This is a genomic window from Desulfosporosinus paludis, assembly GCF_045689965.1.
Taxonomy (GTDB): Bacteria; Bacillota; Desulfitobacteriia; order Desulfitobacteriales; family Desulfitobacteriaceae; genus Desulfosporosinus; species Desulfosporosinus paludis.
This window is the reverse complement of the sequence record NZ_CP144211.1, coordinates 1,057,176-1,078,597: the sequence shown is the minus strand read 5'-3', so window position 1 is coordinate 1,078,597 and position 21,422 is coordinate 1,057,176. Positions and strand designations below refer to the sequence as shown.

General features: G+C 38.9%; 19 protein-coding genes, 1 pseudogene and 2 riboswitches. Of the genes and pseudogenes, 15 read left to right on the top strand and 5 right to left on the bottom strand.

Annotated features, from left to right (window positions below):
* Positions 1-287: 287 nt before the first annotated feature.
* The 3 genes from VZF35_RS05500 to VZF35_RS05490 all read left to right on the top strand — a co-directional run bounded on the left by VZF35_RS05500 (position 288) and on the right by VZF35_RS05490 (position 980).
* Positions 288-485: a hypothetical protein gene (locus VZF35_RS05500; protein WP_407311734.1), complete on the top strand. Its 198-nt coding sequence runs from the start codon at positions 288-290 to the stop codon at positions 483-485.
* 230 nt (positions 486-715) lie between these two features.
* Positions 716-883, top strand: coding sequence for a hypothetical protein (locus VZF35_RS05495; protein WP_407311732.1), 168 nt, complete (start codon positions 716-718; stop codon positions 881-883).
* The gene (locus tag VZF35_RS05490) at positions 813-980 is read left to right on the top strand and encodes a DUF3102 domain-containing protein (protein WP_407314472.1); all 168 of its coding nucleotides are present in this window, start codon (positions 813-815) and stop codon (positions 978-980) included. Before VZF35_RS05495 ends, VZF35_RS05490 begins: the two co-directional genes overlap by 71 nt.
* Before the next feature lie 388 nt (positions 981-1,368).
* Here VZF35_RS05490 and VZF35_RS05485 read toward each other — a convergent pair whose 3' ends face one another.
* Complete coding sequence (locus VZF35_RS05485; protein WP_407311730.1) at positions 1,369-1,803, bottom strand: hypothetical protein; 435 nt, start codon at positions 1,801-1,803, stop codon at positions 1,369-1,371.
* Positions 1,804-2,153: 350 nt separating this feature from the next.
* Between VZF35_RS05485 and VZF35_RS05480 the strand changes: the two genes are divergently transcribed.
* The 4 genes and pseudogenes from VZF35_RS05480 (at position 2,154) to VZF35_RS05465 (ending at position 7,392) form a co-directional block, all read left to right on the top strand.
* Positions 2,154-2,750, top strand: a complete 597-nt coding sequence (locus tag VZF35_RS05480; protein WP_407311728.1) for a TetR/AcrR family transcriptional regulator — start codon at positions 2,154-2,156, stop codon at positions 2,748-2,750.
* A 57-nt stretch (positions 2,751-2,807) separates the two neighbouring features.
* Positions 2,808-5,431 (top strand): annotated as a pseudogene (gene ppsA, locus VZF35_RS05475) (phosphoenolpyruvate synthase).
* Positions 5,432-5,498: 67 nt separating this feature from the next.
* A riboswitch (cyclic di-GMP riboswitch) is annotated at positions 5,499-5,586 on the top strand.
* 322 nt (positions 5,587-5,908) lie between these two features.
* On the top strand, positions 5,909-6,052 hold the full coding sequence (locus tag VZF35_RS05470) for a hypothetical protein (protein ID WP_407311726.1): 144 nt from the start codon (positions 5,909-5,911) through the stop codon (positions 6,050-6,052).
* 680 nt (positions 6,053-6,732) lie between these two features.
* A complete protein-coding gene (locus VZF35_RS05465; protein WP_407314470.1) occupies positions 6,733-7,392 on the top strand; it encodes an MgtC/SapB family protein in 660 nt (219 codons plus the stop codon).
* Between the two features lie 155 nt (positions 7,393-7,547).
* Here VZF35_RS05465 and VZF35_RS05460 read toward each other — a convergent pair whose 3' ends face one another.
* From VZF35_RS05460 to VZF35_RS05450, 3 genes are all read right to left on the bottom strand, one after another.
* Positions 7,548-7,892, bottom strand: a complete 345-nt coding sequence (locus VZF35_RS05460; RefSeq protein WP_407311724.1) for a recombinase — start codon at positions 7,890-7,892, stop codon at positions 7,548-7,550.
* 94 nt (positions 7,893-7,986) lie between these two features.
* Positions 7,987-8,577, bottom strand: a complete 591-nt coding sequence (locus VZF35_RS05455) for a manganese efflux pump (protein WP_407311722.1) — start codon at positions 8,575-8,577, stop codon at positions 7,987-7,989.
* Positions 8,578-8,936: 359 nt separating this feature from the next.
* On the bottom strand, positions 8,937-9,176 hold the full coding sequence (locus VZF35_RS05450) for a hypothetical protein (protein WP_407311720.1): 240 nt from the start codon (positions 9,174-9,176) through the stop codon (positions 8,937-8,939).
* 239 nt (positions 9,177-9,415) lie between these two features.
* Here VZF35_RS05450 and VZF35_RS05445 point away from each other — a divergent pair, with 239 nt between their 5' ends.
* The 7 genes from VZF35_RS05445 (at position 9,416) to VZF35_RS05415 (ending at position 19,128) form a co-directional block, all read left to right on the top strand.
* Positions 9,416-14,122 (top strand): HAD-IC family P-type ATPase, encoded by a 4,707-nt coding sequence (locus tag VZF35_RS05445; protein ID WP_407311718.1) that lies wholly within the window; start codon positions 9,416-9,418, stop codon positions 14,120-14,122.
* A gap of 175 nt (positions 14,123-14,297) precedes the next feature.
* Complete coding sequence (locus tag VZF35_RS05440; protein WP_407311716.1) at positions 14,298-14,888, top strand: hypothetical protein; 591 nt, start codon at positions 14,298-14,300, stop codon at positions 14,886-14,888.
* 15 nt (positions 14,889-14,903) lie between these two features.
* Positions 14,904-15,182 carry a DUF5132 domain-containing protein gene (locus VZF35_RS05435; protein WP_407311715.1) on the top strand — a complete coding sequence of 93 codons (279 nt, stop codon included), beginning with the start codon at positions 14,904-14,906 and terminating at the stop codon, positions 15,180-15,182.
* 47 nt (positions 15,183-15,229) lie between these two features.
* The gene (locus VZF35_RS05430) at positions 15,230-15,460 is read left to right on the top strand and encodes a hypothetical protein (protein WP_407311713.1); all 231 of its coding nucleotides are present in this window, start codon (positions 15,230-15,232) and stop codon (positions 15,458-15,460) included.
* A 20-nt stretch (positions 15,461-15,480) separates the two neighbouring features.
* Positions 15,481-15,819: a hypothetical protein gene (locus tag VZF35_RS05425; protein ID WP_407311711.1), complete on the top strand. Its 339-nt coding sequence runs from the start codon at positions 15,481-15,483 to the stop codon at positions 15,817-15,819.
* A 183-nt stretch (positions 15,820-16,002) separates the two neighbouring features.
* Positions 16,003-16,803, top strand: coding sequence for a hypothetical protein (locus tag VZF35_RS05420; RefSeq protein WP_407311709.1), 801 nt, complete (start codon positions 16,003-16,005; stop codon positions 16,801-16,803).
* Positions 16,804-17,001: 198 nt separating this feature from the next.
* Positions 17,002-19,128, top strand: coding sequence for a heavy metal translocating P-type ATPase (locus VZF35_RS05415; protein ID WP_407311707.1), 2,127 nt, complete (start codon positions 17,002-17,004; stop codon positions 19,126-19,128).
* A gap of 70 nt (positions 19,129-19,198) precedes the next feature.
* Here the strand turns inward: VZF35_RS05415 and VZF35_RS05410 are convergent, their stop codons facing one another.
* A complete protein-coding gene (locus tag VZF35_RS05410; protein ID WP_407311705.1) occupies positions 19,199-19,603 on the bottom strand; it encodes a glycine zipper domain-containing protein in 405 nt (134 codons plus the stop codon).
* Between the two features lie 222 nt (positions 19,604-19,825).
* Positions 19,826-19,908, top strand: a riboswitch (cyclic di-GMP riboswitch).
* A gap of 217 nt (positions 19,909-20,125) precedes the next feature.
* Between VZF35_RS05410 and VZF35_RS05405 the strand changes: the two genes are divergently transcribed.
* Positions 20,126-21,343, top strand: a complete 1,218-nt coding sequence (locus VZF35_RS05405; protein ID WP_407311703.1) for an OFA family MFS transporter — start codon at positions 20,126-20,128, stop codon at positions 21,341-21,343.
* Positions 21,344-21,422 lie beyond the last annotated feature (79 nt).

Below are 21,422 nucleotides of genomic sequence, written 5' to 3'. Positions count from 1 at the left end.
TTCTAGAATAGGGATTTGAATTGTGTAATAATTTTCCGGGACTAACCTTGAGACTATATTAATTTGGAAAACAGTGTGGGTGAGGAATAGCCAGATTGCGCCATATTTATAATGGGCATCTGGCTATTTGTTTTATTTTGGATTATTTTCGTGATCTTGAGAGGAATTGGAGGAAAGATGTGGAAGTTATATTATATCAATTTAAAAGCTAACAGGGCAAAACTTGAATTATCATTAGAGAGATTCAATATAATTGAATCAGAACGAGTACATGAGGAAGTGTTATTATGGGAGGTAACCCAATTCAATTTGATTATACTGCACTTTTTTTAGTTATTTTCCCACTTGGATTTATTGCTCTCACTGCTTACCTAATTGTACGTTTTTTACGGTATTTAAGACGTAAAGAGGAAAATGAGAAAGAACTAATACAGAAGATGGATGAACTAATAAAGCTACAACAACAGTCTAACAAAACACCTTAACAGTTATTTATAAAATTTTAAACGACTTTTTGCAACTAAATCGTTTTAAAAAATCCTCTTTACTAAATACTTTATTGGTTTTTACTAATCTAATCTATATAGCAGCCGGGCCTGTCCCAAATACGAAGGCGCCTTCGTATTTGGGACAGGCCGTTTATATGAGTTTGTTACACTCATAAGCCTGAATCCATATTCTGCGAATAAAGTAGCAGAAAGGACAGGCAACGATTTTGAGTGATTTGATCACAGATCGTACGCCGCCCCTCATCGCGGCTGAATTAAACACGATCGGACACCAGACGGGAAATAATCCTCTTTGCCGGTGCCATCGAGATCGGCTGGCGTCTGAAAGAAGCCAAGGACCTGCTTACATGTGGGAAATGGAGCAAGTGGCTTGAGGAGTTGGTCAGCTGCTCCCAGAGCTCGCCCAAAAAACCGATGTGCATCTTCGATGCATTATCCCGGACTGGAGTATCCGCGTATTCCCGGACATGAGGTTATCGGAGTGATCGAAAAAAAGGGCCAACGATAGGGGGGTTAGCAGAGGCCATGCTGCCCGATTGGGAGATGCAATAAACACCGCTGATAGCTTACTTTTCTGAGTAGTTTGTGGTGAGACTTGTTGAAATTTGATTTTTATTCTAAAGGCATTTGTTAATATATTCCTTCATCTCTAATGCAGTATTGAATTTTAATGAAGTAGCTATTATTTTAGCGGTACCTGTGGCTACAGGATCTTTATCTTTGTGGTAGTCAAACTTACAAGTACGCCAAATACCGTCTCTGCCTATTCCCAAATATATCGTTGAGCCCTTTTCTGGTTTCATATTGAAATGTGAAAGAAGTTTGCGTATATCTCCCTGACAGAATCGTATAGGCATTTTTACAAACCTAACTCTTTCTGTATTAAATCCCTATCGCCATGACATCTTAGAAGTTTAAGCAAATATAGTTGTTTTTGGTCAGACTCAACTTTTGAAAACATATCTAGTTTCTCAACATAAATACTAAGGAATTCCAGAACGCTATCAAGCAGATTATTGATAGCAGCTTCTAACGTAGGACCTTCACCATAAAGGTCAATTTCCGGAAGAGAAACAGTATGAATTCCAATTTCTTTATCAAACTCTATTTCTGGTTTAAAAATTAAATTGGACAAAAGTTTATCGAGATAAGAAGTTTTAATATGGGATACCATTTCGTTCTCATTATTTGCATTGAATGTTATTACTTCGATTCCTTTTAGAGCGATATTGTTAAGTTCAGAATAGTGCTTCTTTGTGTCTCGAATATTGAACTTAGGTATTGCTAATGACATTTTATTGACACCCTCTCTAGACTCCATCATAATCCTCACTTTCAAGTTTATTATAAAGTAGTCATCGTAGTCAACGTAATTACCGTGACCACGGTGACCTATTATATTATATGTTGAAAAGTAAAGAACAATTCATAGGATGTTTTTTCGCTGATTAAAGGGGAGATTGAACTGTGCCGTCGTGACCATCAGCAATGAAACAGCAGCGATGCTGCAATGAAAACTAAAGACATTGACAATGTGACCACGTGGTCATATAATAAAACATCATATGACCACGTGGTCACAAATAGAGGAATATATCTTTGTCAATAATATAACTGCCGATTCGCTGAAGGAGGACGAAAGGTATGCCGAAAACTACTTTTTATAATTTAAGTGAGGAGAAGAAAGAGCGCATATTCGACGCTGCCATGAAGGAATTCTCAATCCGGACTTTCAGCCAAGCATCCATTAACCAGATCATCAAGAATGCAGATATACCTAAGGGCAGTTTCTATCAATATTTTGATAATAAAGAAGACCTCTATCTCTATATGCTAGAAGAAGTTGCAAAGGAAAAAATAGAACTACTCAGCCACATAAAAGGAATGGATCCGAATGCAGACGTTTTTGAAGTGATTAAGTATAGAACCAGAGAATTCCTTGAACGAGGAAGAGTAAAACCGGGATATGTGGAGGCAGCGATGCTGATGGAGATGGATAACAGTGAATTTATTAAGAAAATCCGTAAATCATCCACTGACAGATATGTAAAAATACTTGAGCGTGATAAAGAGCGCGGTCTCATCAAACCGGAAGTTGATTCCGAACTTGTTATCAATATGATTTCCACATTCAATTTAAATGAGTATTTCAGGAACGGATATGATAAGGAAAGGTATTTAAAGAACCTGGGCGATGCTATCAAAATTATCAAGGAAGGCGTTGCAGTGTCTAAGGATTGACAGATATGATTACCTGGCTGGTTTTGTCATTTAAGATAAATCGAAAGGGGAATAGCTATGAACTCCTATGTGCTTGGTTTTCAGGAGATTGACCAAACAAAGCTTTCCATTGTCGGAGGTAAAGGCGCGAATCTCGGGGAACTGTCCAAAATAGAGGGAATAAGCGTACCGGAAGGTTTCTGCATCACTACGGAAGCCTATCAAAAGACTATCGGGCAAACGCCGGAGTTGCCTGAGCTCCTGGAGCAGCTCTCTCATGTCAAAGCGGAGGATCGGGAAAGTGTCGCTGCCATCAGCGGCAAGATCCGCCGCGCCATCGAAGGGACGGCCATCACGGAGGAAATCGCTGCGGCGGTAGCACGTCATCTGGAGAAACTGGGAGATAAAGAGGCTTATGCCGTACGCTCCAGTGCCACGGCGGAAGATCTGCCGACGGCCTCCTTTGCGGGTCAGCAGGATACCTATCTGAACATCATCGGCAAAGAAGCTATCCTGAGACATATCGGCAAATGCTGGGCATCGCTCTTTACGGAGCGGGCGGTGATTTATCGGCTGCAGAACGGTTTTGATCACGATAAGATCCATCTCTCCGTCGTCATCCAGAAGATGGTTTTCCCGGAGGCAGCGGGGATTATGTTCACTGCCGATCCTATTACGTCGAACAGGAACGTGGTATCCATCGACGCCGGCTTCGGGCTCGGTGAAGCCATGGTCTCCGGTCTGGTCAACCCGGATATTTACAAAGTACGTGACGGCAGAATCCTTGATAAGAAAATATCCGCGAAGAAGCTGGCTATCTATGCCTTAAAAGAAGGTGGCACGGAGGAAAAGAGAATCGAGGCCGAACGTCAGACTAGGCAGACGCTGACAGACGAACAGATTTTACAGCTTGAACGCTTGGGCAGAAGGATTGAAGCCTATTTTGGCCGTCCCCAGGATATCGAATGGTGCCTGTACGACAATAAATTCTTTGTCGTCCAGAGCCGTCCCATAACAACACTTTACCCTATACAGGACGTGCAAGATGGGAAAAACCACGTGTATATGTCCTTCGGCCATCAGCAGATGATGACCGATGCCATGAAACCATTGGGGTTATCCTTTTTTCATCTATTGTCTAACGAGTTTCCCCTGATTCAAATCGGCGGAAGGTTGTTCATCGATATCGCCCACGATTTGGCTTCTCCCACGGGACAAAAGATCGTACTCATGGCTGCGGGCAAAATGGACCCTCTCATGCATACAGCTATCAAGAGCTTAATGAAGCGAAAAGACTTTATGAAATCATTGGCGCGCGGTAAAAAAGCCTTCAGTATGGGTTCAGGGTATTTCACATGGGAGCTGCCCGTTCAGTTTATCAAGATATACCGCAGCAACGATGCATCCATCGTTCAAGCTCTAATGTCCCGGAATGAGGCGTCTATTAGAGATTTGCAGCAAAGGATTGCCAACCTGTCCGGAGACGAACTGTTTGTCTTCATTATAGAAGCTCATAAGCAATTAAAAGAAGTCATGTCTGGTCCACAAAGCATGGGAACGGTTTTTGCCGGGGTATATGCAGTGAGTTGGATTAATAAGAAAATGGAAAAGTGGCTGGGCGAAAAGAACGCGGCAGACTCCCTTTCCCAATCTGTAGCCAACAATATCACCTCGGAAATGGGGCTGGCGCTGTTGGATGTAGCAGACCTCATCCGGCAATATCCGGCAGTGATGGAGTATTTTCGACACGCCAATAATAAGACTTTTTTGAGGACTTGGCCAAGTTGGAAGGCGGCAATGCTGTCAGCAAATCCATACAGGCGTATCTTGAAAAATACGGCATGCGTTGTTCCGGTGAGATTGATATCACCAGACCCCGCTTCAGCGAACAGCCGACTGCCCTAGTCCCCATGATTCTCGGCAACATCAAAAACTTTGAGCCAGGTGCTCATAATGCTACATTTGAGCGAGGCCTGATGGAAGCGGAGCAGAAGGAACAGGATCTCCTAAACCGTTTGGCCCAGCTGCCCGGTGGAAAACAAAAGGCCAAAAAGACAAGGAGGATGGTCAGCGTTTTGCGCAATTTTACCGGTTATCGGGAATACCCGAAATATACCATGGTCGGGCATTACTGGGTCATTAAGCAGGCTCTGCTGAAGGAGGCCGTTAAGCTCGTACAAAAGGGGGTTATCCGGGAGAAGGAGGATATTTATTTTCTGTCTTTTGAGGAACTTCGGGAGGTTGTTCGTACAAACCGGCTGGATTACAGCATCATAAGGTCGCGTAAAGAGGAATACGAGGTCTATGAGAAGCTGACGCCACCGCGAATAATGACGTCTGAGGGCGAGGTTATATCCGGTGAATACGATACCGGTAACATCCCGAAAGGTGCGTTGGCGGGCATACCTGCTTCCTCCGGAATCATTGAAGGCCGGGCACGGGTCATTTTAAGAATGGAGGATGCCGACATAGAGGAAGGCGATATTTTGGTCACCACATTTACCGACCCCAGCTGGACGCCGGTTTTTATCTCCATAAAAGGCTTAGTGACGGAGGTAGGCGGAATGATGACCCACGGTTCTGTCGTTGCCAGGGAATACGGCTTGCCAGCGGTAGTGGGTGTGGAAAACGCTACTAAGCTTATTAAAGATGGGCAAAGGATTCGAGTCAATGGAGCGGAAGGGTATGTAGAAATCTTGTAACAGATAGGACGGCATTGCTTTATAGCAGTAGGAATAACTAGCGTGGTAAAGTAAAAAACTGAATTAAAACCGCTAAGGGCATCCCTGCCAAAAGGCAGGGATGCCAAGCCATAGGGCCTAAAGTGCTTGTAGCACTATGATAGCCAGTTGCCGCATTGATCATGTCCAAGACCTGCCCTTTTGCGGCGGATTTTTTATTTTGTAGGGATAGCATAGGGCTGATGCGATATTGGAGGCGGAACAACAGTAGCTAAATTGACTACCTGCATTTATTACAGAAAAGATTCTACCAGTTCCCGATCTTGCAGGACATAATTTAATTTATGAAGGAATTAACTAGATACAAGTTTTTTAGTAGTTAAAGTCCGAAAAATTTAGTTAATTTTAACAGTTGCTTAATATAAGCATGATATACTTTACTAGGATAAATAGTCTATGAAATAAGAATAGAAGATTTGGAGGGACAATAATAATAGTATGACAGCTCAAGAAAAGGCGACAGTTGAAGCCATCCTAGAAGATGTTGGACTGGAACCTTTAAGAAAAGCAGAATATGATGATCCGAAAACGGAAGCCAAACATTTAACAATATCTAGAACAACATCTAGAACAACACGTTAGGAAGCGAATGCTAATAAGTATTCGCATCTTTAATTTCTAATGGTTTAAGTTTAGCCTTAAGCCTTCTTCATTAAGCTTAAGTCATATTTAGAATTAAATGCCGTAGCATATCGTTGAAAGATATTTAGAATCAGTTTTAATTTTAATCAGGCGGACCTAAGATAAATTTTTGATATAATCTGGGGATTATAAACTACCCTGAAATCTAGTGAAATATATGAACAGAACATGTTCAATGAATTAAACAAAGAGGGCAACGCCCTCTTTGTTGTTTTTACTGATTTCTTAGCCATTCCATAGCTTCATCTGAATTATTAAAAACTTTAACAAGAACTCCAGCGTTAGTAGTTAAATCGGTATGTTTTTTCATATTTAACTGTCCAGTAATCTTTTCAGGTTGTACTAAGGCCCAATATTTCCAACCCAACTTTTGCAGTATTTTAGTACAACAGGTATCTTAACCTCAGATTTATAGGTAACACTTAAATGTTAAGAATTAGCTTATAGAAAGTTAAAAATTAGTAAATAATCCATAATAAAGAAATAAAGGGTTTGTATTATTAAAAATATGAATCATGGACTAAAGGACTTTCCAAACGATATTAAGGCCTCGGAATTCATAACATTTTAAACGTTTGAAGAAAAATGGAGGTTTAAATAATGAAAAAAGTGATGTTAGTATGCATATAACTGACTACGAAATGGCTATAAGATTATTGTTAGCTTGTATTTTTGGAGGAGTAGTAGGCTATGAAAGAGAAAAACATGATAGTCCTGCAGGATTTAGAACTCATATTTTAGTCTCATTGGGTTCTGCATTAATCATGGTTTTATCAATGTATGCGTTTTCTAATTTTACTACGGTTAATAAAGATCCTGCACGACTAGGAGCCCAAGTCGTTTCTGGAATCGGTTTTTTAGGAGCAGGAACTATTTTAAGAGATGGAGCATCGGTTAAAGGGTTAACTACAGCAGCCTCTCTGTGGGTTGTTTCCGCCATTGGATTAGCGACGGGAGCAGGATTCTATTTTTCAGCGTTCCTCGTAACAGGGTTAGTTTTTATTGTATTAGAGCATTCTTTTGAAACGTATCTTTTTAGGAATAGACAAATCCTTAAAATATCAACAACTAATGGGACTTATAAGGTTACGGAAATAAATCAAATCTTAGAATCTCATGGAATCGTTTCTCGGAATATTTCGATGACTCTGTTAAAAGAAGAGAATAATAGAACTATAATAGAATACAAATTGAAAACACCCTTTCATCAAATAGATGTAGAAAAAATACTTGATGATATAAAAAAAGTTAACGGGATATATTCAGCGGAAAAAGAATAGTATAGATTATTTACTTACCTCTCCTAGCGAGGGGACTTTTTTATATTGTAGTGAGTCCAACGTGCGGTAAACCAAGTCAAGGGAGACTTATAGTTCAAAGACTTTGTAGGTGTTGTTACTGATGAAGAAGTTGCCGTTGACAGGCTTTGATCTGTTTATGCCTGGCAATTGGTTACTACCTCTTCAAGTTGAGTAACAATTGAGTGATCCTCTTCAGTATTTGCCACCAAATCGAGATTCTGGATAATGCCGCTAATTCTTTTGAGAACATCTTTCAAAATCAACATTTCTTGCATCGCTAATTCGTCACTCGTTTCTATTAAGGCGATACCCAGCTGATGTCCTACTCCCTCATTCACCTTACGAATACAGTTTTTTCCCAACACTCGAATAACTAAAGAGGCTTCCTGTACATCTAATTGACGAACCATTTCAATCGAAGTCATCAATCCTTGCGCTATACGTAATCCGACGTCATTCCACTCCGCTTGTTGATTCATTTTAGTTCCCCCTCAAGATCAGATGCAGTAGATATATATTTATCATTATTCGCGTTAAGAATTATAAAGCGCACTCTAAAGTAAACGCTTGTTATTAGCTTATTATTTGACGTACACCAACCAAAATCAAAAGAATACCAGAAATTGTGGTTGCTTTTTCTCCTAATCGTCCGGCAGCAAATTTTAAACTAAAGATAGCGCATAGGCCGGTGCATATGAAAGAGAAAAAACCGGAGATAGATGATGTCATCAAAATATTAAGATGCGTAATTCCAGCGCTAAAACCACCCGCTAAGTTATTTAAGGATAAAGCAATACCTAGGATTACTGATTCAAAAAGACTTATTGACTTGGAATTATCTAAATCAGCTTCCTCTGGGTTGCGCAATACTCGTAGTATAAGATTATCCTCTGAAAGGTGTTCTTTTGGTTTTTTGTTAAAATATTGTTGGCTTAATACATAAACTCCGATGCTTACAAGAACTGTTGTGCTAATAATTTGACATGTAAATGGCGTAAGACAAAAAGAAATCCAGTTTCCCAATATGCCACCAACGCAAGATAATGAGAAACCCATTAAAGCGATAATAGAGTTAGGTGTTAATGGGATTCTTGTTTTTCTTAATCCATATGCAATTCCAACCCCAGCGTTATCAAGGTTAGATGCAACTCCGATCCATAACATAAGTATCGTTTTGTTTAGGTCCATTTTAATCACCTCAAAAAATTATTTTATTATGGTTATCATTTAAATTTGTTATCCAGGTCATAGAGATAGAAACCCAAAACAGATAATTTGGTCTCTCATTTCATTGAGATTTAACTGAGATTTAACATTAAAATAATAGTTTAGTATTGTTCTCAAACCCAACGAAATAAACTGTAACATTGTGGATAAAATTCATATATTTTATTACCATTAATTGGTCTGATTGGATTTAACGCAAATAAAATACCCCTCTTTGTTGAGGGGTAAAGAATATGTTGTAAAGTTGTTATTTTAATTAACATGAAACAAAATGGGAAATATGATACAGCTAAGATTTAAGTAGGTCCATCATTTTTCTCTGATGCCTGTTCGGTAGGGACATCCAATAATCCAGGTGAATTTTGGGATGCCAGCAAGGACGAATTTTTAACCTGGTCGGCAAAATTTAATAAGGCGGCAGTACCTTTCACGATCGCCTTACGGGCTCCTTCTCTGGCTTCAGGCGATACTACAAGTACAAGTGCTGCAGCACCAAGGATAAACCCAAAAGGGGATTTTTTTATGTACTTTAACATAATTAACACTCCCTTAAAGAAACAATAAACCAATTAAAGTAATTTCCAGTAATACCATTATTTATTCATGATTTACTCAGTACGGTTTGGCGTACTAAGTGAATGTTCAGGGAATCCTGGCAATTTTTAATTGGAGTAAACAGTGGCTTTTATCTATAAGTATTTGAATAAATTAGACTCTCGAGGATAAACTAAAATCTGTTACACATAAGGATGGAGTAAGACTAGGGGGGTAGAGATTGGGGATTCTATTTAGTCGAGTTAAACAGAGGTATGTTCGTAAGTTGCCCGGAAGATTACGCATTGAAGTATATGGACTAAAAAACAACCGTACGCTGGCAGAACGATTGTTTGAACAGTTAGATATAAGTGAAGGTATAGAAATGATATCCCCATGTATAGATACTGGAAGGCTCCTGATTACCTATAATGAGCAAAAAATGTCGATTGAGGAGGTTATATATAAAATCACGTTATTAGAAATGTCAGCTTCTAACGACGTTTTATCTCAACAGTCTCAAATATCGAAACAGGTTTATGATGAAGTGGCTGCTACTACTATCGAGGGAGAAGTGCAAAACTCACACTGTAATAACTATTCTCAGGTTTTTCCGAGTCCCAACCTAGGGACAGTTAACCAAGATCAGTTAGTTCAGACCCAAGACAAAAAATTGGGGGTCCCTCTGCCTTTAACTCTTTCTGTTGGAGGTTTATGTGCCCTTGGTGTAAAACAGCTAATTTGGGGGAAATCGGCTTTAGCCAGAAGCTCGACAGCCTTTAATTTGGCAGCGCTAGTTGCAGTGACTAGTGGTTACTCTTTATTGAAGCGTGATACTTCGCAGGCCCAAAACAAATGGGCAAATCCGGAGTTCCTTCTTGGTGCCAGCGCCCTAGCCCTTGCCTTAGTTAGAGAAAATTTGATTGTTCTTGCCGGATTAAGTATTTTACAGTTTCTAAGGTGGAAAAGAGAGGAGCTTAACTTAAGCAACGTAAGCCAAGCTGCTCTCTCCTGCGAAATGAAAGAATACATACAGAAAACAAGTAAGGTAAGCACACTTTTGGCTGGAGCAACTTGGGCTTTTACTGGAAGCCCCCTACGAGGGATGGCAGTTCTCTTGGCAGGTAATCCAAGGGTAGCGGCACTACCAGTACAATATACATGGGATCAAGCTGATCTTAATGCCCGGAAGAACGGATATATGGTCCCGGAAAATTGTTCTTTGGAAGAATTAGCTCAGACTAAATGTATTGTAATCGAGGATACCGCCCTCATTATTAAAGAACATTTATCGAATATCGAGTGTATTTCTGATGAAGATAATGAGTTAAAGGTATGGCATTTGGCGGCTTCGCTTATGAAAAAGACAGATCATTCTTGGAAAGACGAAGTAACTAGAAAAGCCAATTCAATCGGTGGAACTATCCGTACTGCGTTTAAAATTGAACAGTTGGTTCAAGGGACTAAAGCTAAAATCCAAAAAGCAGAAGTCCTAATGGGCAGCCTTAAATTCTTAGAACAAAACGGTGTTAATTGTAATCAGTATTTACTTGAAGTGAAAAGAAAGCAAAAAAAAGGGTTTGACGTTTTATGCCTTGCCAGAGAAAAGGTCTTCCTGGGTCTTCTAGCCAGAAAAAGAGAATATAGTTCGAATGGTTTTTTAGAAGGAATAGACTATTATCACAAAAACCATATTGGTGTCAATGTATTAAAAGACAGTTTAAATATGGGCAGTGAAACACTGGGGAATTTTGGACTGGAAACAAGCTGGCTAGGTAGTACTAAGGAAACGATGCTGAAAAGAATCGCTCAATTTCGAGAAAGTGGCAATAATGTCCTACTTGTCATGGGTGAAAATCAAAATCAAGATATCCAGTCCCAATTGAATGGAATCCCATTGATCTCCACGGGTAAAATAAGCGATTTAAATAGGACCATAGAATATTCAAGGAACATAAAGGCAACGGCTGATCACAGCTTTTCTGTAGCGAAGCTATGGAATAGAATAGGAACTTTACTGGCTATCCCTTTGGCCATAACAGCGCCGGTTGCTAATCTTCTTTCTGATGCCGTCACTTTAATTCTTTTAGCTCGAGGAAAAAGAATAAGTAGTTCAGAGAAACTAAAACCTAATCCCAGGAAAGCACAATTAGGTCCTTATGAGGCAAAAAGGATATTGCAAACTAGTAGGGGAGAACCAGGAGTCTCTTGGCATGCACTGTCTAGCGAAGATATCCTAAATAAATTCAAAGTTGACAAAGATCAAGGATTGACGGCAGAACAAATAAAATTAAAGCATAATGAGTTTGGGTTAAATGTACTTGCGCAAAAAAAACAAACACCATGGCTATTTTCTTATCTGGGACAGTTTAAAGAATTTACAACAGTCATTCTTTTGGGGACTTCGATGCTTGCCCTAGCTACCGGATCTTGGTTCGATGGACTTGCTATGGGAGCAATCCTATTAGCTAATGCAGCAATTGGTACTGTTCAAGAACGAAAAGCCGAAAAGGTAATAGAAGCACTTAACAAATTTCAATCTCCCGTATGTAAAGTAACAAGAGAAGGCAAACCAATTGAGGTTTTAGGCTCAGAACTATTACCCGGAGATATTGTTACTCTTGAAGCCGGCGACAGAGTTTCTGCTGATATTCGTGTGCTTAATTCTTGGAATCTCGAAATAAATGAGGCAGCTTTAACGGGAGAATCTCTTCCTATAATAAAGGATTCTCGAATATTAAATACAGATTGTCCTCTTGCAGAACGGAAAAACATGCTTTATTTGGGAACCGATGTGACACGTGGCAAAGGAATTGGAGTTGTTGTCAAGACAGGGATGGAAACTGAAATTGGCTATCTCATGTCATTAATGGAAGGGCAGGAGAAAGTCTTAACCCCTCTGCATGAGAAAGTTACGAGTATTAGTAAGAAATTTGTTAAAGGAGCAGCCTTGGCTGGCGCCTTAGTCTTCATCGCCGGATTACTCAGAGGTCGCCCACTCACCCAAATAATTACCACGTCAATCACCCTTGCTGCTTCTGCAGTGCCTGAGGGATTACCGGTGACAATAACTATTGCTTTAAGTGCGGGCATTTTCAGGATGGCAAAGAAAAACGCCTTGATTCGCAAATTATCTGCTTTGGAAACTTTGGGACGGACAACGGTTATTTGTTCCGATAAAACAGGCACTCTAACCAAAAATGAAATGACAGTAAAAAGAATTGCTACATTGAGATCAACTTATGCGGTAGAAGGTAATGGCTATGAACCTATAGGGTCAATTACTAATATAAACTCATTAAATTCAATAACGAAAGAAACTATACTAGAGTGTCCGGAATTAAAGCAAATAGGTAGAATTGCAGTTCTTTGTAATGATAGCAAGCTTGTTCAAGAAAATGAATCATGGAGTATCAAAGGTGATCCAACGGAAGGTGCACTTCTAACATTTGCTGCAAAATATGGTCTTTGGCAAGAAAAGATGACTCACTGGCATCGTGTACACGAAATCCCGTTTGACTCAAATTCTGGAACAATGAATGTAGTTTGTAGGGATACTGAGTCCGACCAAGATTGTTTTGTGTTCTGCAAAGGGTCAACAGAGGTAATTCTTGATCGTTGTCAGTGGTATCAGTCTAATGGAGAAATTCACCCTCTCACTGAAGAAATAAAAGAAGTGATAAGTCATCAAAATGAAACGTTCGCACGTGATGCCCTTAGGGTATTAGCGTTTGCATATTGTCCGACCGAGTGGCTAGATGGAGAACCTAATAATTCCCAAACAATTAATGATCAACTAATTTACGTTGGGTTAATAGGAATGATGGATCCACCAAAACCTGAGGTGGAAAAGAGCATTCGTGAAGCCTACGCACTGGGTGTCAAGCCAGTTATGATCACAGGTGACCATCCTATTACAGCCGTAGCAATAGCTAAAGAACTTGGACTTGGGGATTTAAATGCCAAAGTTATGACCGGCCAGGACTTAGACCGTCTCTCGGATGAGGAACTAGTTAGATTAGTTGAGGAAATTTCCATATTCGCTAGGGTAACACCTGAGCATAAACTTCGAATTGTAACAGCCTATCAGAAATGTGGACATATCGTTGCGATGACTGGAGATGGGGTTAATGATACTCCAGCTATTAAGCAGTCAAATGTTGGTATAGCGATGGGTCGAACAGGAACCGATGTCACTAAAGGCACTGCAGATATGATTTTGAAGGAAGACCATTTTGGGTCAATTATAGAAGGTGTCAAAGAGGGAAGAACCATAATCGGAAATATAAGGAAAGCCATTGGCTGTCTTTTGACCGGTAATTTAGCGGAAGTTTTAGTGACAGCGGTTGCGGTTATAGCAGGGTTGCCTATGCCCCTTGTTCCGATACAAATCCTTTTAATGAACCTTCTTACAGATGCTATCCCTGCAATGGTATTAGCCGTAAACCCTGGAAACAAGACAAAGCTAACAACTCGCCAAGATATCGTTGATAAAGAGCTTTATTCTAAAGTCATCACGCGAGGCATCTTGCTCGGGGCTGGCTCATTAGGTTTGTTTGCGGCGACCCTGGCTTCTGGAGCGCCTCTGCTTGTGGCCCAAACAGCAGCCTTTACGGCATTGGTCATTGGCCAATTAGCCCAAACATTTTCCTGGAGACAAGAAGGTTCGAAGGAAAGCATCAAAGATTCTTTCAAAGACCGTTATCTCATAGGGGGCTTAGGAGTATCTTTCCTTGCCTTACTTGGAGCGATCTATGTTCCAATGGTTGCAGGATTCTTCCATACTGCCCCACTTATGCCACGACACTGGTTATATATTCTCCTTATCGCCGGTTCGGTTTCAATACTCTCAAAGCCATTTCTTTCTCTCGTATCTTCCACCAATCAAAGCCGGTTTTTGGATGGAAAACCTCGTGTCCTTGATGCCAATCAATTAGCTATGGTCTGATTTACTTGTTCATCCCTTAGAAGAGATATGGCTAAACGAAATGTCGGTGTTGCCCAAATCATTACCAGTATTTTATCAGATAAACTCAATATACTAAGTATTGAATCAATGCCGCGCATGGTTGGTACCTTCCTCGAAAAATTATAATAAATTCTTAGTACAAAGGAGGAGAGATATGAAAACCATAAGAAGTTTCGTTAGAGCGTACTTTGAAGCCTTGGTGCTCATAGCACTACCATTTATTATTCTCCTATTTTCAAGCTATTGGGTTTTAGTAAACCCGGAGGTTATTGTGTATGGTTTAACGTTTTCGTTTCTCTCCAGCTTTGTGATTGCTCATAACTTTAGACAGTATAAGAAGTCTATACAATTTAAGAATGAGGATTTGTTTATTAATAACCTTATAAATTCGTTTAGCCACTTGGGATATATGCTAAAGGAAAAGACTAATGAATCACTAATATTTGAGCCTACGGTTCATTCACACTTACTTGCGAGAGACATTTTGGTACATCTGGCCGATAATTCTGCGATTATTCAAGGATCCAGATTACAAGTCCGAAAAGGTATAGCTCTAACTCAAGGTGAAAATGAGAGATTGCTACCCAGTAACACAATGGAGGAATGTGAGAATGAGTTGTCAGACGGAAACACTGAGGGTTTATTTCCGGCGTTTGGGAACAGTATTATAAATTCTTCAGAGTTTGTAGAGGCAAAAGAAAGTATGACTCCGGAGACTTATGTACAGATACCTGAAGAGGATTGAACGGAGGAACTATCAGTGCTTAAAAACTTTGAAAAGGGCGGCTTGATAACAGGTGCTGCCCTAGGTTTAGCCGCAACATCCATTCTACCGGTTATTAAAAGTACTTTTCTTGGCCTTGGCGTCATTGGTGTACGAGGGACATTAAGCCTGTATGAAAGCACTAAAACAACAATAATATTAGCTAAAGAAGAAATAGAGGATATTATTGCTGAAGCGCAGTTCGAAAGGATGAAAGAACAGCTTTCGAAAGAGATTAATGATTTACCTGATGAGACGAGAGCAAACTTGAATTAACACATAATCTAATATTTCCACAATAAGGAAGGTGTATTATACATAATATGACAGAAGATCAGGTATTGGATAACCATATCGAGCAAGCGCTTTCTCATATTGAGTCAGCAATAAACATTAGTCTCAAGATTGGCGTTGAAAAGCCCGAAAACCAGAAACTAGTAGGAAACAAATGGGAGAAATTTCTTGGGCAATTCTTTGAGTACGCTAGGGTTAAAGGTAAGGAGCAGCGTGTCAATATGTTAGGATGGATTAGTTTTCCTCGAATACGACATTGAGAACATAAGGAGGGATTGTTATGTTTAGTAAAGGCACATTATGGGCGGGAGCAATCTCTGGAGGGATTGCACAATTTAAGGGTTCTCGTGAATTTACCAGCGGTAGGATTAGCAAAAATGAATATATTGCAAATACAACAACCAACGTAACTGAAACAATAGGTCTTATGGCGGGGTTAGAGTATGGAGCAATGCTTGGCTCTTCTATATTCCCAGGTATCGGTTCTATTGTTGGAACAATTGTAGGTGGAGTATTAGGAGACCGCCTGGGAAATATTGTTGGTGTTCAAGTGGGGAATACGATAATCAAACAAGATAACTTACTTGGTTCTCAACAGATGATCCATGACTTACAATAAATTTTAACAATGCTTATATCCCCCCCCTCTGTTGTAATATAGAGGGGGATTTACTTATACATCTTATGGGAAAAATTACTAGGTGCCCCGAAGATTTTTTAACTTAGTTTTTACATTTACTTAGCCGTCACCTAACAATGTTTTAGTATTATATTTTTAGAAAAACATTTGTTGAGGTGAAACATGATAACAAAATCATGGTTCTATAAAAAAAACTCTGAGAAGGATCATAAAAATTCTAAAATAATGTTCCTTAAGGATGTTCGAAAAACTCAAAATAAATCTATTTCCAAGAAGGAAATATTACTAAATATTATTCAGAATAGACGAAACCATAATGAAATTAAGGCTATAAGGGCCGTCGAAGACTGCCGTAGATTAATTTCCGTAGAACTTAATAAGTTTTTTAATCAAATAGAACATGATAGCGCTAGTTCGATCTTCTTAGTAAACAATTTAAGAATACTCGTTGAAGAAACTGAAGCTATTATTTTAAACTGCCTAAAGCGGTGCTTTAATCAAACAATGGGTTGGAAACTTAGAGAATTCAATTATGTAAATTGGATTTACGATATATATACTCCAATATCCAATTATCAGGAAACAAAACAGAGAACAGTTTTTATTACTACAGTTGTGGAAGCGGTCGCTCGAAAAACTTTAAGTGACTCAATCGACTCACTTTTGAAAAATAGTTTTCTCATCTCTTTACTGGATATTGATGTTAGTACACTGATATTACCATTTTTGGGCATTGATTCTGGTGCTGAAACTTTAGAATTTAATCATGAAATTTGTAAAAGAATTGCCGGAGCCCTTTATTCACTTAAAGTGAGGCTTTCTCGCGAGATTAATAAAGAGATAGCTAACGTTTTCTATGCTACCCATGATATATTGGATGCTAAACTCGAGCACAAAATCAATTTGCTTGAAATTGAATTAGAAAAAGAAGATCTTTATAGGTCTCAGTTGATGGAAGCCTAGATATAAGTAGTGTATAGTGTTTAAGGAATTCAACAAAAGAAAGCCCTGGAGCATATTGAAATGTCGCCAGGGCTTTTTGATTTAGTAGTAGATTGTATGTTCTCAAGTGTGATTGTTTTTGTACATAGTGAAGTTACTAAATGGGAAATCTCTTCTTAGATATTAATAATGTTTGTTACTGAGAGGGGGGAACGAATTATGATAGAAACAGGAACAATGTGGAATAAATATGTTCATCTTACACCTGGAAGAATTAGACTTAAAGTGCCTGGATTAAAAAGAAATGAATATTTGGCTGAGAGAATTCACTATGCTTTAGAAAAGATTGAAGGGATAGATCAAGTTAGGACCAATCTTTTAACAGGAACATTGCTGGTGCATTTTAATGAAACGATATTGCATGGTCTAAGTATAATAATATGCGTAGATGACCAAACAAAAGGGAATTATCCGGTTAATTTTCAGGATAAGCTTACTCCAATGATTACCCGAAGAGCATATAAAATGTTCCTGATTTCATCGGCTTTGGTGTTATTATTTGCCAAGCAAAAAATAGCCGGTCCTTCGATATTAGCCAATTCAAAAACAGTTAAGATTACAGCAACTGTTTTCGGCTTATTAGTAGGTTATCCAATTTTTCTTTGGGGGTTAAAGCATCCTCAGTTAACGAGAAGAAAAAGTTATGACTTCGTTATCAATAGTATAACTTTTTCCTTATTAATATTACAGGAGAGTTTTACGGGATTATTTCTGATCTTATTTACCAATTATTCTAAGATGGTTATGGCTTTAGATTTTATGAGGACGAAAGGGATTATCTCAAGAATTGGAAAACTACCCGAAAAAGTATGGGTAATTAGTAATGGAAGTGAAATTTCAATACCATTAGATAAACTAGAATCTGGTGATATTGTCATGGTTCGAAAGGCGGAAACAATACCAGTTGATGGTAAAGTGGTTGATGGAGTTGCTGTCGTTGATGAAAGCCAGATAAGTGGATTGCCTAATCCAATCAACAAAATATCGGGCTCCAGAGTACTAGCCGGAACAGAGATTTTAGACGGCTCTTTAAAGATAATTGTAGAACAAACGGGTTCTCATACCCAACTGAACCGGATACGAAGAAGTGCATTACATAGAAAACCTCACCCCGATGAGGCAATATTTAGAGAACGTATTGATCGAATGGTTTACTTTTCCCTTATGGCCGCAGGGGGAGTTTATTTACTAACCGGAAGCATAAATCGCAGTTTAGCAATATTGCTGGCAGCGTCGCCTTCCGCAGCAGGACTTGCCGTTCCCACAGCAAATGGAGTAGCTATTGGGAAAGCGCTGCAGCGAGGTATTTATGTTAAAAACGGAATCCATCTCTGGGAGGCAAGTCAAGTTGATACTCTTGTTTTAGACAGAATACCATCATTAACGGCAAGCGAAGTATTAATTGAAGAAATTGTTGTGACTAATAAAGATTATAGCGAGAGGGATATGTTGAGAATAGCCTCCAAGGTTGAAGGAATGGACTGTGATCCTTTAATTAAGATAATTCGGGAAAGAGGGTATCAGACGTATTTTGGCCCTAAATTGTCAGCAGAGGAAAAAGAGTTTATTCCGAAATTGGGAGTTAGAGGGAATATTAAGGGTAAGAAAATCTTGCTGGGAACTAAAGCCTTAATGCTTGAGGAATCAGTAAAAATTAAGAAAGTAGAAAGTAAAGTTGTTCGTTTTAGGCATTTAGGTTTAAATCCAATTTACCTTGCTGTTGACGGAAAGCTGTGTGGCCTTTTTGGTGTACGGGAAATAATTAAACCAGAAGTAAGAAAGGCCATAGAACAGCTTAGAGCTCTTGGAATAAGAATTATCTTGATATCAAGAGATGAATCAGAAGTTGCGGAAATAATAGCAAATCAATTAGGAATTACAGAATTTTATAGTAAAATGAATCCTAGTCAGAAAGCTGAATTTATTAAAGATCTTAAGAAGCAAGGGTATAGAGTAGCTATGCTGGGGGACGGGATTGACGATGCACTAGCTATGTCCGAAGCAAGTGTTGGAATATCTTGGGGTAAAAAAGGAGCAGATTCTGCGGCAAAAGTTGCGGGAATCGTAATAACTACTCAGAATCCTCAGGTGCTTGTAGATGCATTTCTCTTAGCTCAAAAAACGAAAGAAGTAGCGAAGCAAAACATCAATTATGCTATTGGATTAAATGTGTTAGGTTTAGGTCTTGGTGCCGGTGGCTTGATTAACCATGTTAGTGCTGCGTTTCTTGGTGAAATTGGAACAATCGTTACGGTATTCAATACAAGTTATCAAAGGTGGTTTTAAAAGCCAAAGAGGATCCCAGTGGGATCCTCTTGCTACTTTTTCATAGTTTATAAAGTAAGATTTAAGTTAGTTAGTCTTTTGGTTGATTTTTCTGAGTATCGTTATTCATTTCACTGCCAACAGAAGCTCCCGTAACACTACCTAAACCTCCACCGATGGCTGCGCCGGCTGGTCCAGCCATTCCCCCGATTGAAGCACCGATAGCCCCACCTGCTCCTGCCCCAACGATAGTGCTACTGTTTAAATTGCCCTTTTGGGCCTTAGCTTGAGCTACTACGTCTTCCCAACCTTCTTTAGCATTTGAGGCTAAAGCGGCAGTTCCTTCCGTAATTGATACTACTCCTTTTGCTGTAGCTAATGCAACACCGCGCAAAACACTTTTCATTGCTGGTGCTAATACAACGACTGCTGTACCGGCGAGGACTAAACCCAAAAATGAAGATTCTCCAACTGCTTCCGATATACCTTTAAACAAAAGAATTCAACTCCTTTCTTATAAGAAAGTATTTGAAACGTAAATTTCTATTGTATTATTTGTGGTTACCATAAAAATAATTCAAGACTTATTTAAATAAACCAAGAACAGCAAAGGACCAAGGCATAAGCTCAATTCTCTTAATTAAAGGTTAACCATATCTTTACATTGGTTGCCTATTTTCTTAACGATAGGTTGCTATAATTGGATTGAATAAAATATAAACGATAAAGGCAAACTTGGTGAAAGCCAAGGACGCAAAGCCACGGGTCTTCCAGATTACTGAAGACAGCCGGGTTACCGACAAACTACTTTGTTTTTGCAAAGCCTTTATCGCCATTCCTGTGTGGATGGCGATTTCTGTTATAGCAGGGGGAATAAAATTCGAGCGGAGGATGCTCACATGGTTCATTTCAATCTATTCTAAAACGCAATAGGGCCGGAAATTATCTTTTTATGGTGTGAAAAGATGTTTTGAACAATCGAAATGATCGCTTAAAAAATTGAAAGGGGATAAAGGCAATGAAAAATAAGTCCATGCATCGATGGACAATCTTATTAGGTACAGTAATTGCCCAATTGGGGTTGGGATCAATCTTTACGTGGAGTCTATTTAATCAGCCATTAGTGGATAAATATGGTTGGCGACTAAGTGAAGTAGCAATTACGTTTTCAATTACGAGTTTTGCATTAGCTTTCGCTACCTTAGCTGCAGGAAGAGTTCAAGATAATCTAGGGGTTAGAAAACTTGTATCAATTGCAGGTTTATTATTAGGAATTGGTTTAATTGCAACATCTAGAGTAACGTCACTTTCTACTTTATATATAACGGCCGGTATTATAGTCGGTGCTGCTGACGGCATTGCTTACATTACTTTGATTTCTAATTGTATCAAGTGGTTTCCAGAGAAGAAGGGTCTTATATCAGGTATTTCAAACGGGGCATATGGAATCGGCAGCATAATTTTTAACTATGTACTCGAATCTTTGATTAATTATAAGGGAGTTTCTGAAGCATTTTTATATTGGGGAATAATAGCTATGGTTTTGATTCTTGCAGGTGCTCAATTATTAAAGGACGCACCAGTGGTAACTTCGAGTGTTAAGAGTGGTTCAGATCATGAATTTTCTGTAGTAGAAATGATAAAGACGAAGGAAGCTTATACTTTATTTATTGTGTTTTTCACAGCATGCATGAGCGGTCTCTACCTAATTGGGATTGTTAAGGATATAGGTGTCCAATTGGCTGGACTTAATCCGACTGTAGCTGCGAATGCTGTAGCTATGGTAGCGATATTTAATACTACTGGGAGAATCTTACTAGGGGCTTTATCTGATAAAGTAGGCAGACTAAAAGTAGTAATTTTCACACTTTCATTAACAATGATTGCAGTATTCGCTTTAAGTTTTGTGCATTTGAACTTTGAAATTTTCTCTATCTGTGTCATCTTAATTGCTTTTAGCTTTGGAGGAAACATAACCTTATTTCCTCCTATTATTGGTGAATTTTTTGGTTTAAATAAGCAAATGAAAAATTATGGCATCATATATCAGGGCTTTGGATTTGGAGCACTTTCAGGGTTGTTTATAGCAGCAGTAACCGGAGGATTAAGGCCTACATTTCTAGTTATAGGCGGATTAACTTTAGTTTCAATAATTCTTGTTTCGATGATTAAACCTCCAAAACATACTATAAATGTTATAGACGTTAAGGGGTGTTATAATTCATCGCTCTCCTAAATTTATAATTTTACTAACTTTAATATTACATACTCGATTAAATGATGGGCTAGGAAAGAAATAAAGGTAATAGGAGATG

Bases quoted from the DNA above. Each gene is read 5' to 3' on its own strand.
- VZF35_RS05430 (WP_407311713.1), top strand. From the start codon at position 15,230: ATGACAGAAGATCAGGTATTGGATAACCATATCGAGCAAGCGCTTTCT.
- VZF35_RS05455 (WP_407311722.1), bottom strand. From the start codon at position 8,577: ATGTTATGGATCGGAGTTGCATCTAACCTTGATAACGCTGGGGTTGGA.
- VZF35_RS05465 (WP_407314470.1), top strand. From the start codon at position 6,733: ATGCATATAACTGACTACGAAATGGCTATAAGATTATTGTTAGCTTGT.
- VZF35_RS05425 (WP_407311711.1), top strand. From the start codon at position 15,481: ATGTTTAGTAAAGGCACATTATGGGCGGGAGCAATCTCTGGAGGGATT.
- VZF35_RS05405 (WP_407311703.1), top strand. From the start codon at position 20,126: ATGAAAAATAAGTCCATGCATCGATGGACAATCTTATTAGGTACAGTA.
- VZF35_RS05415 (WP_407311707.1), top strand. From the start codon at position 17,002: ATGATAGAAACAGGAACAATGTGGAATAAATATGTTCATCTTACACCT.
- VZF35_RS05420 (WP_407311709.1), top strand. From the start codon at position 16,003: ATGATAACAAAATCATGGTTCTATAAAAAAAACTCTGAGAAGGATCAT.
- VZF35_RS05480 (WP_407311728.1), top strand. From the start codon at position 2,154: ATGCCGAAAACTACTTTTTATAATTTAAGTGAGGAGAAGAAAGAGCGC.
- VZF35_RS05485 (WP_407311730.1), bottom strand. From the start codon at position 1,803: ATGTCATTAGCAATACCTAAGTTCAATATTCGAGACACAAAGAAGCAC.
- VZF35_RS05470 (WP_407311726.1), top strand. From the start codon at position 5,909: ATGACAGCTCAAGAAAAGGCGACAGTTGAAGCCATCCTAGAAGATGTT.
- VZF35_RS05440 (WP_407311716.1), top strand. From the start codon at position 14,298: ATGAAAACCATAAGAAGTTTCGTTAGAGCGTACTTTGAAGCCTTGGTG.
- VZF35_RS05460 (WP_407311724.1), bottom strand. From the start codon at position 7,892: ATGAATCAACAAGCGGAGTGGAATGACGTCGGATTACGTATAGCGCAA.
- VZF35_RS05450 (WP_407311720.1), bottom strand. From the start codon at position 9,176: ATGTTAAAGTACATAAAAAAATCCCCTTTTGGGTTTATCCTTGGTGCT.
- VZF35_RS05500 (WP_407311734.1), top strand. From the start codon at position 288: ATGGGAGGTAACCCAATTCAATTTGATTATACTGCACTTTTTTTAGTT.